Genomic DNA, 13,964 nt, shown 5'->3' on the forward strand with positions numbered 1-13,964 from the left:
CGTTGTCTGTGTGTACGCCGGTCAGACGATCTCGACGATCGTGGCGATGCCCATGCCGCCGCCGACGCACAGCGTGGCGAGGCCGCGCTTCTTGCCGCGCCGCCGGAGTTCGTCGACCAGGGTGCCGAGGATGATCGCGCCGGTCGCACCGAGCGGGTGACCCATGGCGATGGCTCCGCCGTTGACGTTGGTGACGTCGTGGCTGATGCCCATGTCGCGCATGAAGCGCATCGCGACGGCCGCGAAGGCCTCGTTGATCTCCCACAGGTCGATGTCGTCGGCCGTGAGGCCGGCTCTGGCGAGGGCCTTGCGGGCCGCCGGGGCGGGGCCGGTGAGCATGATCGTCGGGTCGGCGCCGGAAACGGCCGCTGAGATGATCTTCGCCGTCGGGGTGAGGCCGAGCTCCTTGCCGATCGCCTCGGTGCCGATGAGCGTCAGCGCGGCACCGTCGACGATGCCGGAGGAGTTGCCGGCGTGGTGAACGTGGTCGATCTCCTCGATCCAGTGGTACTTGCCGAGCGCGACGTCGTCGAAGCCGGCGTCCTTGCCCTGCTGGGCGAACGAGGCGCGCAGGACCGAAAGGGTCTCCACAGTGGTGTCGGCCCGGATCAACTCGTCCCGGTCCAGCACCACGTCGCCCGCGACACTTCGCACGGGGATGACGCAGCCGTCGTAGTAGCCGTTGGCCCAGGCCTTGGTGGCACGGGCGTGCGACTCGGCGGCGTAGGCGTCCACGTCGGTGCGGCTCCACCCCTCGATCGTCGCGATCAGATCGGCGCCGATGCCCTGCGGCACGAACCCGGTGTCGAGGTTCGTGGCCGGGTCGTTCGCCCAGGCACCGCCGTCGGAGCCCATGGGGACCCGGCTCATCGACTCGACACCACCCGCGATGATGAGGTCCTCGAAGCCGCCGCGGACGCGTGAGGCGGCCTGGTTCACGGCCTCGAGGCCGGAGGCGCAGAAGCGGTTGAGCTGCACGCCGGCGGTGGTTTCGGGCAGGCCGGCCTTGAGCGCCGCCGTCTTCGCTATGTCACCGCCCTGGTCGCTGACCGGAGAGACCACACCGAGCACGACGTCGTCGACGCGCTGCGGGTCAAGGCTCGGGTTTCGCCTGCGCAGCTCGTCGACGAGACCGACCACGAGGTCGATGGGCTTGGTTCCATACAGGGCGCCGGTCCGCTTGCCTCGCCCGCGCGGCGTGCGCAGGTGGTCGTAGATGAAAGCTTCAGCCATGAGACGGAGTCCTCCAGGGGCTGCTTGAACAACGGTCACTAAGATAAGGTGCTCTATATTTGAAAGGTAGAGTGCTCTACATCTGGCGTCAATGGAGGTGCCATGAAGACACAACTGGCCGACGGTGTCCTTACTGTCGCGATCGACCGGCCAGAGCGTATGAACGCACTCACGGCCGAGGTGATGGAACAACTCGCCGATGCGATCGGTGACGCGGCGACGGACGACCGTGTGACCGTTGTGGTCCTCGCCGGCGACGAGCGCGCCTTCTGCACCGGCGCCGACCTGCAGACCGCCGACGTCCTCGGCGAGGACGCCGCGGTCGCCGGCGCCACCATCGACAGCGCGAACCGGTTGGTTGCCGCCATCGTCCAGAGCCCTAAGCCAGTGGTCACCCTCGCGCGGGGTGCGGTCGCCGGAGTGGGCGTTCCGATCGCGCTCGCCGCGGACCTGGTGCTGTGCGAGGAGAAGACCTACTTCATGCTCTCCTTCACCAAGGTCGGCCTGATGCCGGACGGTGGTGCCTCGGCGGTCGTGGCGGCCTCGGTCGGCCGGGCACGGGCGCTGCGGATGGCCCTGCTCGCGGAGCGGCTCACCGCGGCCGATGCGCTGGCCGCGGGCCTGGTGACCCACGTGGCCCCGGAGGGCGCCTTCGCCGCCATGGCGGCCCAGGTTCTGGCGACTCTCACCAGCGGTCCCCGGGTGGCGTTCCGTCGTACGAAGGAAGCCATCAACCGGGCCACCCTCGGTGGGCTCGAGGACGCGTTCCACCGTGAGCGAGCCGGCCAGATCGGCCTTCTCGCCGCCCACGACTTCGCCGAGGGGTCGGCCGCCTTCCGTGAGAAGCGGACCCCGGCTTTCACCGACCGCTGACACCACGATCCGTAGGAGAAAAGCCATGCCCATGCCCGAGGTGCTCCAGCGCCCGCTGTCCCTGCCGGTCGTGTGTTCCCCGATGTTCATCGCATCCGGCCCGGAGCTCGTGATCGCGCAGTGCGCGGCCGGTGTGATCGGCTCCTTCCCCTCGCTCAACGCCCGGCCTGCCGGCCAGGTCCGCGACTGGCTGGGGCAGATCGAGGCGGAACTGGGAAAGCTCGGTGCGGCTCGTCCCGGCACGCCGGTGGCACCCTTCGCGGTGAACCTGATCGTCCATCGTTCGAACGACCGGCTCGAAGTCGACGTCCAAAGCTGTATCGATCACAAGGTGCCGATCGTCATCACGTCGTTGGGCGCCCGCGAAGACATCAACGACGCCATCCACGGCTACGGCGGAATCGTCCTCCACGACGTCATCAATGTGCGGTTCGCGCACAAGGCGGTCGAGAAGGGGGCTGACGGGCTGATCGCGGTCGCCGCAGGTGCCGGCGGCCACGCCGGTACGCAGTCGCCGTTCGCACTGGTGCGAGAGATCCGCACCTGGTTCGACGGCCCTGTCCTGCTCTCGGGCGCGATCGCGCACGGGAGTTCCATCCTCGCGGCACAGGCGGCCGGAGCGGACCTCGCCTACATCGGCAGCGCGTTCCTGGCCACCCATGAGGCGAATGCCGTGGACGCCTACAAGGACATGATCGTCACCGGCGGCGCCGGCGACATCGTCTACAGCAATCTCTTCACCGGAGTCCACGGCAACTACCTGCGCGGGAGTATCGAGGCAACGGGTCTCGATCCGGACAACCTGCCCACCTCAGATGCCTCCGCGATGAACTTCGGCTCCGGCGGCAACACCGGCGCGAAGGCCTGGCAGGACATCTGGGGGTCGGGCCAGGGAATCGGCACGGTCACCCGCCGTCAGAGCGTGAGCGACCTGGTCGGCCAGCTCCGTGCCGAGTACGTCGCCGCGCAGCGCTCGTTGGCGCAGCGGGCCGACGGCTTCGCGACCGCGTCGGTGTGACCGACGGCAAGAGGCTCTGAGGTGCGGTGTCCCGGTTCGTGGCGTGAGGATCGGCTGGCCGGGTTCGCATCGATCGTCGCGGCGGCCGCCGTTCGGGCGGCTTGCGGTGGCCCCGCTGCGGCGCTTTTCGCCTGAACAGCGCTGGGGCCACCCGAAGCCGATACAGAGGGTGTCCGATGTGGGTCGAGTCGTCTCAGCCGCCCCGAGTGGGGCAGAGCTCACCGCCGTGGCCACCTTGAGCCCCACGCGTCACCGCTGAGAACACCCCCGTGCCGGTCAGGATCCGCCGCGGGCCGGCGGCGGCAGTTGCTCCGTCGGCCCGGATTCGTCAGATCAGACGTCGGCGGCCACGGCGCTCATCTTGGAACGCACGATCCGCTCGAACTCGTTGAAGAGCATGTTGAAGTCCTTCTTCGACACCGGCTGACGCCACTGCTGGAGTCCCACCAGGAGCGTCATGGCCATGGTGCCGAGGACCCGCGCTTCCTGTGCCGACGCCGACGCGGGCCGCAGAACCTGGATCAGCGCCTTCAGACGCCGGTCGTCGACCTTCTTCTGCATCTCGGCGACCTTGGGGTTGGTGTGTGCCCACGACCGGATGGCACCCTCCGCGGCATGCGGGAGGGTGCTGCCGAGCTCCTTGAGCAGGTGAATGCGCTCGGCGGGATCGTCCGGGGCGTTCGCCATGAGCACGATGCGTTTGGTCTGCGAGTCCTCCCAGTACGCCAGGAACTCGTCGATGAAGCCGTCGAGGCTGCCGAAGTAGCCGTAGAACGATCCGGTGGTCACCTTGAGCGCCTTGCACAGTGTGGTGACCTTGAGCCGGCCTGCGCCCTCGGACCCGAGGATCGCCATGGCGGCCTCGTAGTAGTCCTCGCGGGTCACCAGAAGGCGCATCGGCTCAGCTCCTAGGGCATGGGGCGTTGGTTGCTCCCCAGCCTAGTACCCGGCAGTGGCCCCTCCCGTCCCCGCAGTGAGGGCGCCTTTCACCAGCTTGCCGGTAGGGGTGCGCGGCAGCTCGTCGATGAACTCCACCGAGCGGGGCGCCTTGTACGCCGCGACCTTGGTGCGCGCATATTCGATGAGCTCCTCCGCCAGCGCGTCGCACGGGGTGATGCCCGGCCGGAGCGCGACGAAGGCCTTCACCCGCTGGCCCATCACCGGGTCCGGAATCCCGATCACGCCGATGTCGTACACCGCCGGGTGCAGGGCCAGGGCGTTCTCGACCTCCTGCGGGTAGATGTTCACGCCACCGGAGATGATCATGAAGGATTCGCGGTCGGTGAGGAACAGATAACCGTCGTCGTCGACGTAGCCCAGGTCGCCGATGGCGGTCCAGTTGGAGTGCTCCGGATGCTCGGCGGCCTTCGTCTTCTCCGGTTCGTTGTGGTACGAGAAAGGCCGCACGTCGCGTTCGAAGTAGACCCTGCCCACCTCGCCGGCGGGCAGCTCGGCGCCGCGCTCGTCGCAGATGTGGATCGGGCCGAAGACGCTGCGGCCGACGGAGCCGGGCTTCTCGAGCCACTCAGGCGTGGTGATGACGGTCATCCCGCTCATCTCGGTCGAGGAGTAGTACTCGACGAGCTTGGGCCCCCACCAGTCCAGCATCGCCCGCTTGACCTCGACCGGACAGGGTGCGGCCGCGTGGATGGCCAGCCGCAGAGAGGAGAGGTCGTACTTCGTCCGCAGAGCACTGTCGAGCTGCAGCATGCGCACGAACATCGTCGGGACCATCTGGACAACGGTCACCCGATGGTTCTGGAGTGCTTCGAGCACACCCTCGGCGGAGAACTTCTCCAGCACCACCACGGTGCCCCCGTACGCGTGCACCACTCCACACCAGCGCAGCGGCGCGGCATGGTAGATCGGGGCCGGGGACAGGTAGACGTCGTCGGGACCGAAGCCGAGGAACGTCCCCGCCAGTGCGGTCAGCGGATCGCCGGGTTCGTCCACCGAGATCGGCAGCAGCGGTGGCTTGATGCCCTTCGGGCGTCCCGTGGTGCCGGAGGAGTAGAGCATGTCGCTGCCGCGGGGCTGTTCCGTCGGCATGCGGTCCTCGGCACTTTCGAGGAACGTCTCGTACACCCCGTAGCCGGGGAGCGGGCCGTCGAAGCTGAACGCCGCCCTGAGCCCGGGGCACTCGGCGAGCACAGCGGGCGCCAGCTCGTCGAGACGCCCCGACGCGAACAGGACCTTGGCGTCCGAGTCGCGGACGATGTACGCCGCCTCGCTCGCGGTGAGGTGGTGGTTGACCGCTGTCAGATACAGGCCTGATCGCAGAGCCGCCCAGTAGAGCACGAAGCATTCGGCGGCATTGTCGCTCAGCATGGCGATGACGTCGCCACGCCGCAGGCCCAGATCGTGGAGTGCGACCGCGAGCCGGCGGGACTGGTCGTCGAGCTCGGCGTAGGTCAGGGTCCGGCCTGAGGCGGCCATGACGACGGCAGGCTTGGCCGGAGTTGTCTGGGCATGAGTCCCGGGGTACATCGGTGTCCTCCAGGGAAGCGTCGGGGTGGGTGATCAGAACGAGACGGGCATGCGCTTGATGGCGTTCACGAAGTGCCCGACCACGTACTCCGGTTCGCCGAGCCGGAGGTCGGGAACGCGCGTCAGCACCTCCCGGAACAGCGAACGCATCTGCATGCGCGCGACATGCTGTCCGAGGCAGTAGTGGACCCCGCCACCGCCGAGGCCGACGTGGGGGTTGGGGTTGCGGGAGATGTCGAACCGCCACGGGTCGGCGAAGACGCTCTCGTCGCGGTTGGCCGAGCTGTAGAACATCACCACCTTGTCGCCGGCGGCGATCTCCTGCCCGCCGAGGACGGTTGCGGCGCGCGCGGTACGCCGGAAGGTCATCACCGGGGTCGCCCAGCGCATGAACTCCTCGATAGCTCCCGGGATACGACGGTCGAAATCGCTCAGCAACAGCGCCTTCTGGTCAGGGTTGTCGCAGAGCGCCTTCATCCCGTGGCTCGTGGTGTTGCGGGTGGTGTCGTTGCCGGCGACGGCGAGCAGGCAGAAGTACGAACGGATCTCCTCGTCACTGAGCCGTTGGCCCTCGATCTCCGCCTGTACCAGTGCCGTCATCAGGTCGTCGGCGGGCGCCGAGCGCCGCGCCTCTATGAGGTTCTGAGCGATGTCGTGCAGGACACCGGCGCCCTCGAGCACGCACATGAAGGGGTCGCGGTCGCCGATGTATTCGGGATCGTTGTATCCCACCATGTCGTCGACCGCGGTCACCATCCGTTCCCGGTCCTGGAGGGGAACGCCGACCATCTCGGAGATGGTCCACAGCGGGAGCCGCTTGGAGACCTGCTCGACGAAGTCGACGGGGCCCTGGTCGAGGAGCGTGTCCACGATCGCGGTCGCCTGCTGCCTGATCTGCCCCTCGATCAACCGGATCTGGCGCGGGCTGAACGCGGAGGCGACGAGGGCGCGCGTCCGTGCGTGCCTGGGCTCGTCCATGGTGAGGATCGACTGCGTCTCCCGGAGGAGGTCCGCGGGCACGTCCTCGAACATGACACCGCCGAGATCGGGGTCGGAGGAGAACACCGCGTCGTTCTTCGAGACCGCCACGACGTCCTGGTGCCGGACGACCGCCCAGTAGCCGGAGTCCTCGGGGTCGTCCATGAGGGACCCGTAGGCCTTGGGCTGCCAGGAGACCGGACGCTCGGCACGCAGGGCGGCGAACGACCGGTCACGGTCTCGGGGCGAGCGGGACCAGAACGTCTCGCTCGACAACTCGATCTCGTCGTAGGGGGGACGGGTGACGGTGGCGGACATGGGTTGCCTCCCCGGTAAGAAGCACGTGAATGTAATGTTTCTTACGTTATCTTTGCGGGCGGCCAGGTCAACCCTTGCCACTCAAACATAACGTAGATTATGTTACATGCTCGCCACCCAGACGAAAGGAGGTCCGGCTATGACAACCGCTGCGACGGCGCCCCTGCTCGACGTAGGAGTCCTCGACCTCATGGTCGAGGCGAAGCGCCCCGTGGCCGACGGGGTTGTGGAACTGGTCCTCCACTCGCCACAACCGCTGCCGGCCTGGTCGCCCGGTGCTCATCTCGACCTGGTGCTCGCTGATGACCTCGTCCGGTCGTACTCGCTCTGCGGTGACCCCGACGACCTCCATCGCTACCGCGTCGCTGTCCTGCGCGAGCCGACCGGCCGCGGCGGCTCGGCCCACATCCACGACGCCATGCGAACCGGGGACACCGTGCGGGCCGCTCCACCGGCCAATCACTTCGCACTTGTCGACGCGCCGCGCTACCAGTTCATCGCCGGCGGCATCGGGATCACTCCGATTCTGGCCATGATCCGCGCAGTGGAGGCGAGAGGCTCCGCCTGGTCGCTGCTGTACGGCGGCCGCCGACTTGCCTCCATGGCCTACCGCGACGAGCTCGAACGCTTCGGTGACCGGGTGCGGATCCAGCCCGAGGACACCGCGGGCAGACTCGACCTCGCCGCGGAGCTCGATCCGGTACGAGCCGGGACCCTCGTCTACGCATGCGGGCCGGAGGCGCTGCTGTCGGCCGTCGAGGAGCGCATGAGCGCGTGGCCGCAAGGCAGCCTCCGCCTGGAGAGGTTCGCGGCAGCCGGTTCAGCTCATCGCGATGCCGATTCCGCCTTCGAAGTGGTCTTCGCGAGGTCGGGAATCTCGGCGACCGTGCCTCCCCGCGTCTCGATCCTCGATGTCGCGACCGACTGCGGCGTCTTCGTCCCGCGCTCCTGCAGCGAAGGAATCTGCGGCACCTGTGAGACCGAGGTCATCGAGGGTGAGCCGGACCATCGCGACTCCGTCCTGACGCCCGAGGACCGGGAGGCGGGCTCCTTCATGCCCTGCGTCTCACGGTGCTCGTCCGACCGTCTCGTCATCGATCTGTAAGGAGCACGGCATCATGACCGACAGCCTCGCCGGCCTTCGCGTCGCGATCACGGGAGCGGCTCGTGGGATCGGGCTCGCGACCGCCACCGAGCTCCATGCCCGCGGTGTGCACGTGATCATCGGCGACCTGGACGCCGCAGTCGCGCAGAACGCTGCCGCCGGGCTCGGCGGTTCCGCCGAGGCGCACCAGCTCGATGTGGCCGACCGCGCCTCGTATGCGGCGTTCCTCGACAAGGCCGCCATCGGCGGTCCGGTCGACGTCCTGGTCAACAACGCCGGCATCATGCCGATCGGCCGCTTCGTCGACCAGCCCCCGGCCGTCTACCAACGGGTACTGGAGATCAATGTCCTCGGACATCTCCACGGGCTCCACCTCGCACTCCCGGCCATGATCGAACGAGGCCGCGGCCACATCGTCAACGTCGCCTCCACCGCGGGGAAGGTCGCCATCCCGGGCGGTCTCGCCTACTGCGCCGCGAAGTCGGCGGTCGTAGCCCTCACCGAGACGGCCCGTATCGAGTACGCGGCGACCGGGATCGACTTCACCTGCGTCCTGCCGAACTTCACGAACACCGAACTGATCGACGGAACCGCCGGGATGAGGTTCGTCCCGACCGTGGAGCCGTCGGCCGTCGCCAAGGGCATCGTCAGGGCGATCGAGAAGAAGCGTGACGACGTGTACGTTCCCGCCGTCGTCGGACCGATGCTCAGATCACAGTCGCTGCTGGGCCGACGGCTGCGTGACTTCGTCAACCGCAAGATGGGCGCGTACGACGCCTTCCTCACCTTCGACCCCGAGCGCCGCGCAGCCTACGAGCAGCGCGTGCGCGAGTCCTGAGGAGCGCCCGATGACCGTACCGACGCTCACCGTCACCGCGCAGGTCGCCCGGCTGCGCGCCACGTTCGCCTCCGGTCGCACCCGGCCCATCGCCTGGCGGCTCGCCCAACTCGCGCAGATCGAGCGGATGCTGGCCGAGGGAGAGCAGCGGATCACCGCCGCTCTCGCCGAGGATCTGGGCCGGCCCCAGCATGACTCCTTCCTCGGCGACATCGCGCCGACCGCGGCCGAGGCGCGGTTCGCCCGCGAACACCTGAGGAAGTGGATGCGGCAGAGACGAGTGCCGATTCCGCTCTCGCAGTTCCCGGGGAAGGCCTGGTACGACTACGAGCCGCTCGGCGTCGTCGTCGTGATCGGGCCCTGGAACTACCCGCTGCTCCTCACCCTCGCCCCCTTGGTGGCGGCCGTCTCCGCCGGCAACTGCGCCGTGATCAAACCCTCTGAGCACACACCGCGGACGGCCCAGCTGATCACGGAGCTCGTGACGGAGTACCTCGATCCCGACGCCTTCGCCGTCATCCAGGGCGGCCCGGAAGCGACGCAGGCGATCCTTGCCGAGGGGCTCGACCACGCCTTCTTCACCGGCGGCCCGGAAGTCGGCAAGGTGATCATGGCCGCCGCGGCACCACACCTGACACCGGTCACCCTCGAACTCGGGGGCAAGTGCCCGGTACTCGTCGCGCGTGACGCCGATCTCGACGTCGCGGCACGGCGGATCGCCTGGACGAAACTCCTCAACTCCGGTCAGACCTGCATCGCCCCCGACTACGTGATGGTCGACGCGACCGTGCGCGACGTGTTCCTGCCGAAGCTCAGACAGGCTCTCGTCGAGCTGAGTCCCAACGGGGACGGCGGCGCGTCGATGCCGATCGTCAACAGCCGGCACGCCGGGCGGCTGGCGGGCATGCTGCAGGACCACGGTGGACAGGTGCTGATCGGAGGGGCCGGCGACCCCGGGCGCCGCCAGGTCGACCTCACGGTCGTGGTGGATCCGGGCGAGGGTTCGGCGCTGATGACCGAGGAGATCTTCGGCCCGATCCTCCCGGTCGTCACCGTCGGCAGTGACGAGGAGGCGATCCGCCGGATCGCCCGCGGCACAAAGCCCCTGGCGGCCTACGTCTTCACTCGTTCGCGGCGGCTGCAGCGACGGTACCGGGCCGCGGTCTCCGCAGGGGCTGTCATCAGCAATCACGCCGCAGTGCATTTCCTGGTCCCAGCCCTGCCGTTCGGCGGTGTCGGTACTTCCGGGATGGGTGCCTACCACGGCGAATGGGGATTCCAGACCTTCAGCCACCGCAAGGCCCACCTGGCGAGACCGAGCCGGCCGGATCCGCGCATCGTCTACCCGCCATACGGTCCGCTCGCCCAGCGGATGCTTCGCAAGATCTTCTGACCCACTCGCAAGGAGAGCGAACCTTGGCCACATTCGCCGACACATCCGAAGCCGAGAAGTACATCGGCGGCATCTTCGAGGCCGGCTTCGCCGACCCCGACGTGCAAAAGGCCCTGGCCAGATCAGGGCTGGTGCTCCGCATGAACCTGTCGCAGCCCGACGCCGTCATCACCGTCGATCTCCCAGCCGCCCAGGTCCACTACGGCGACGCCGACGCCCCGACGCCGAACATGACCATGACCCTCGACGGTGAGACGGCCAACCGGTTCTGGCAGGGCAAGGTCAGCATCCCGCTGGCCGTCGCCCGTAAGCACATCACGGTGTCGGGCGCACTGCCGAAGCTGATCGCCCTGCTTCCCCACGCCAAAACCATGTACGCCGTCTACATCCAGCGCCTCGAGCGGGACAACCGCGCCGATCTGCTCGTCTGAAGGGCCAGCCGTGAGCTTCTACGACACCGACCACGACGCCTACCGCTCTACGGTACGCACGTTCATCCAACGTGACGTCATACCGCACTACCAGAAGTGGGAGGAAAACCGGCTGGTCGACCGCAGCGCGTGGTCGCGCGCCGGTGAGTTCGGTGTACTCGGTATCGGCGTCGACGAGACCTACGGCGGTGGCGGCACCCGCGATTACCGGTTCCGGTTCGTCGTCGCGGAGGAGTGCGCCCACGCCGGCGTCACATCGTTCTCGGCGGGTCTCTCGGTCCAGGACGACATCGTCGTCCCCTACATCGCCGAACTCGGCGACGAGAGGCAGAGGCGGCGCTGGCTGCCCGGCCTCGCCTCGGGTGAGCTCATCGGCGCGATCGCCATGACCGAGCCCGGCGCCGGCAGTGACCTCCAAGGCACCCGCGCAAGTGCCGTACGAGACGGCGACGACTGGATCCTCAACGGTCAGAAGACGTTCATCACCAACGGCATCCAGGCCGATGTCGTCGTGGTCCTCGCTCGCAAGGACCCCGACGCCGGCTCCCGCGGTTTCAGCCTCTTCGTCGTCGAGGAAGGGCAGCACGGGTTCAAGCGCGGCCGCAAGCTCGACAAGATCGGACTCGCCGCTCAGGACACTGCCGAGCTCTTCTTCGACAACGTCCGCCTCTCCGCGGGGCAGTTGCTCGGAGAGCAGGGGCGTGGTCTGCACGCTTTGATGGAGCGGCTGCCGCTGGAACGGCTTTCCATCGCCGTCGGTGCGCTCTGCTCGGCCGAGGCGGCCTACCGGTGGGGCCGCGACTACGTCTTCGAGCGGGAGGCCTTCGGTCAACCGGTCGGCGATTTCCAGCACGTCCGGTTCACGCTGGCCGAGCTCGAGACGGAACTCGACGTGACCCGTGCCTACGTCGAGTCGGCGACGATGAAACTGAACGCGGGCACCCTCTCCGCGGTCGAAGCCGCCAAGGCCAAATGGTGGGCCACGGAACTCCAGCAGAGGGTCGTCAGCCGCTCGCTCCAGCTTTTCGGGGGCTACGGCTACATGCTCGAATACCCGATCGCCCGGGCCTTCCGTGACGCGCGTATCCAGACGATCTACGGCGGCACGACCGAGATCATGAAAGAGATCATCGGCCGCGACATCGCCGCGCGGACCCGCGCGGCATGAGCAGCCCTCTCCCGAGCCTGTAGCCCGAGGGCACCGGACACGACCGCCCCCGGTCCGACCGCACCCCTGTTCGACGACCGGGCGTCTTCCGGTCGCCTGTGGCCATGAGCGACGCCCTCACGAAGGCTTCCGGCCGGGCACGCCTCCGACGCAGGACCACGTCCGCCGGTGCGGACGACATCGATCACGACGAAGGAAAACATGGATCTCCAGAACACCGCTGCCATCGTGACCGGCGGAGCCTCAGGGCTCGGTGCGGCCACTGCCCAGGCACTGGCCGGCCAGGGTGCCGCCGTCTTCGCGTTCGACCTGCAGCCGTCGATCGACAAGGCGCGCGCCGTCGACGGCGTCACGTATGTCGCCGTCGACGTGACCGACGTCGACGGCGTGCGCCTCGCCGTCGCCACCGCTGCGGCCGCCGGACGTCCGCTCCGCACGGTCGTGAACTGCGCGGGTATCGGCACCGCGGGAAGGGTTCTCAACAAGGACGGCGGCGCGACCGACCCGGCGCTGTTCGCCAGGACCGTCTCGATCAACCTGGTCGGCTCGTACAACGTGCTCGCCCTGGCGGCGGAGCAGATCGCCAGGACGGACCCGCTCGGGGACGGCGCACGGGGCATCGTCATCAACACCGCGTCGGTGGCCGCGTTCGAGGGCCAGATCGGGCAGGAGGCGTATGCGGCGTCCAAGGGTGGCATCGTGGGCCTGAACCTGCCGGCTGCACGCGATCTGGCACAGTACGGAATCCGGGTCAACACGATCGCGCCGGGCATCGTGGAGACACCGATGCTGGCCGGGGTGACGGAGGAGTTCCAGAAGACCCTGGCGGCCGGCGTGCCGTTTCCAAGGCGCATGGCGCGGCCCGAAGAGTATGCCCGGCTCGCCGTGTTCCTGATCGAGCACGACTACATCAACGGTGAGGTCATCCGCATGGACGGCGCGCTGCGGATGGCCCCGCGGTGATCGCGACGGGACCGCTCGGAGGTGTGAAGGTCGTCGAGCTCGCGGGCATAGGGCCCGGACCGTTCGCGGCGACGATCCTTGCCGATCTCGGGGCTGACGTGATCCGCATCGACCGTCCAGGGCCCCAGCTCCTCGGGGGAGGTCCGGAGGACCTCCTGACACGGAACCGTGAACGCGTCGAGGTCGACCTCAAGTCGCGCAGCGGTGTCGAGCTGGCCCTGCAACTCATCGAGGAAGCCGACATCCTCCTCGAAGGAATGCGTCCCGGGGTCACCGAGCGTCTGGGCCTGGGGCCGGACACCTGTCTGGCGCGCAACCCCAGGCTCGTCTACGGGCGCATGACAGGATGGGGGCAGACCGGACCGCTGGCACACGCCGCGGGTCACGACCTGACGTACATCGCGATCACCGGTGTGCTGCACGGCCTTGGACAGACGGCCGACAGGCCGCAGTTTCCCATCAACCTGCTCGGTGACTTCGGCGGAGGATCCACTTTCCTGGTCATCGGCGTGCTGTCGGCTCTCCTGAGTGCCCGGATGACGGGTCAGGGCCAGGTGGTCGACGCTGCCATCGTCGACGGCACCTCCTACCTGGATCTGATGACGGCCGGGCTTCGTGCCTCCGGCCGGCATTCGCAGCCGCGGGGCAAGAACATGCTGGATGGCGGAGTGCCGTACTACCGCCTGTACCGGACGCTCGACGACCGTTGGGTCGCGGTCGGTGCCCTGGAACCGCAGTTCTTCCGGACGCTCGTCGATCAACTTGGCCTGGCCGACGTGATTCCCGCACAGGACGAGACCGAGCGCCACGGCGAGATGGCATCCATCTTCGAAGCCACGTTCGCGACCCGGACCATGGCCGACTGGGCTGCCCACTTCGAGGGAACCGACGCCTGCGTCGCACCCGTCCTGACTCCGGCCGAGGCGGCGCGACACGCCCACCTCAGTGCACGCGACACCTACATCGTCATCGACGACGTCACGCAGCCCGCACCCGCACCGAGGTTCAGCGGCACCCCCACGGCGATGCCGACAGCCACAAGGAAGTCCTCGGCGGACCAAGTACTCGCCCGCTGGACTGCCAACTCTCTTCGGCCATGACCATGCATATCCGCGGGGTATTGGGCGGACAGGCCTGCCTCACACCGACTCGGGTCGGG

General features: G+C 68.2%; 13 protein-coding genes. 9 read left to right on the forward strand and 4 right to left on the reverse strand.

Going from position 1 to position 13,964, the window contains the following annotated elements; translation table 11 throughout:
* Positions 1-21: 21 nt before the first annotated feature.
* On the reverse strand, positions 22-1,233 hold the full coding sequence (locus tag ABZ464_RS33675; protein ID WP_359283370.1) for an acetyl-CoA C-acetyltransferase: 1,212 nt from the start codon (positions 1,231-1,233) through the stop codon (positions 22-24).
* A 102-nt stretch (positions 1,234-1,335) separates the two neighbouring features.
* Here ABZ464_RS33675 and ABZ464_RS33680 point away from each other — a divergent pair, with 102 nt between their 5' ends.
* The gene (locus tag ABZ464_RS33680; RefSeq protein WP_359283372.1) at positions 1,336-2,106 is read left to right on the forward strand and encodes an enoyl-CoA hydratase-related protein; all 771 of its coding nucleotides are present in this window, start codon (positions 1,336-1,338) and stop codon (positions 2,104-2,106) included.
* Between the two features lie 25 nt (positions 2,107-2,131).
* Entirely contained in the window at positions 2,132-3,124 is a 993-nt protein-coding gene (locus tag ABZ464_RS33685; RefSeq protein WP_359283374.1) for a nitronate monooxygenase family protein, read from the forward strand.
* A gap of 333 nt (positions 3,125-3,457) precedes the next feature.
* On the opposite strand, the gene ABZ464_RS33690 is transcribed toward ABZ464_RS33685, so the two are convergent.
* The 3 genes from ABZ464_RS33690 to ABZ464_RS33700 are packed head-to-tail and all read right to left on the reverse strand — an operon-like array spanning position 3,458 to position 6,907.
* Complete coding sequence (locus tag ABZ464_RS33690; protein WP_359283377.1) at positions 3,458-4,021, reverse strand: TetR/AcrR family transcriptional regulator; 564 nt, start codon at positions 4,019-4,021, stop codon at positions 3,458-3,460.
* A 42-nt stretch (positions 4,022-4,063) separates the two neighbouring features.
* Positions 4,064-5,611: an acyl-CoA synthetase gene (locus ABZ464_RS33695; protein ID WP_359283379.1), complete on the reverse strand. Its 1,548-nt coding sequence runs from the start codon at positions 5,609-5,611 to the stop codon at positions 4,064-4,066.
* 33 nt (positions 5,612-5,644) lie between these two features.
* Complete coding sequence (locus tag ABZ464_RS33700; RefSeq protein ID WP_359283382.1) at positions 5,645-6,907, reverse strand: cytochrome P450; 1,263 nt, start codon at positions 6,905-6,907, stop codon at positions 5,645-5,647.
* Positions 6,908-7,046: 139 nt separating this feature from the next.
* Between ABZ464_RS33700 and ABZ464_RS33705 the strand changes: the two genes are divergently transcribed.
* The 7 genes from ABZ464_RS33705 (at position 7,047) to ABZ464_RS33735 (ending at position 13,905) form a co-directional block, all read left to right on the forward strand.
* The gene (locus ABZ464_RS33705) at positions 7,047-8,012 is read left to right on the forward strand and encodes a PDR/VanB family oxidoreductase (protein ID WP_359283384.1); all 966 of its coding nucleotides are present in this window, start codon (positions 7,047-7,049) and stop codon (positions 8,010-8,012) included.
* Between the two features lie 13 nt (positions 8,013-8,025).
* On the forward strand, positions 8,026-8,850 hold the full coding sequence (locus ABZ464_RS33710) for an SDR family oxidoreductase (protein WP_359283385.1): 825 nt from the start codon (positions 8,026-8,028) through the stop codon (positions 8,848-8,850).
* Between the two features lie 10 nt (positions 8,851-8,860).
* Positions 8,861-10,243 (forward strand): aldehyde dehydrogenase family protein, encoded by a 1,383-nt coding sequence (locus ABZ464_RS33715; protein ID WP_359283388.1) that lies wholly within the window; start codon positions 8,861-8,863, stop codon positions 10,241-10,243.
* Between the two features lie 23 nt (positions 10,244-10,266).
* A complete protein-coding gene (locus ABZ464_RS33720) occupies positions 10,267-10,674 on the forward strand; it encodes an SCP2 sterol-binding domain-containing protein (protein ID WP_359283391.1) in 408 nt (135 codons plus the stop codon).
* Positions 10,675-10,684: 10 nt separating this feature from the next.
* On the forward strand, positions 10,685-11,842 hold the full coding sequence (locus tag ABZ464_RS33725; protein ID WP_359283394.1) for an acyl-CoA dehydrogenase family protein: 1,158 nt from the start codon (positions 10,685-10,687) through the stop codon (positions 11,840-11,842).
* A 201-nt stretch (positions 11,843-12,043) separates the two neighbouring features.
* Positions 12,044-12,805, forward strand: a complete 762-nt coding sequence (locus ABZ464_RS33730) for an SDR family oxidoreductase (RefSeq protein WP_359283397.1) — start codon at positions 12,044-12,046, stop codon at positions 12,803-12,805.
* A gap of 23 nt (positions 12,806-12,828) precedes the next feature.
* A complete protein-coding gene (locus tag ABZ464_RS33735) occupies positions 12,829-13,905 on the forward strand; it encodes a CaiB/BaiF CoA-transferase family protein (protein WP_359283399.1) in 1,077 nt (358 codons plus the stop codon).
* Positions 13,906-13,964: the final 59 nt, after the last annotated feature.

Source organism: Streptomyces sp. NPDC005820, from assembly GCF_040630255.1.
Lineage (GTDB): Bacteria > Actinomycetota > Actinomycetes > Streptomycetales > Streptomycetaceae > Streptomyces.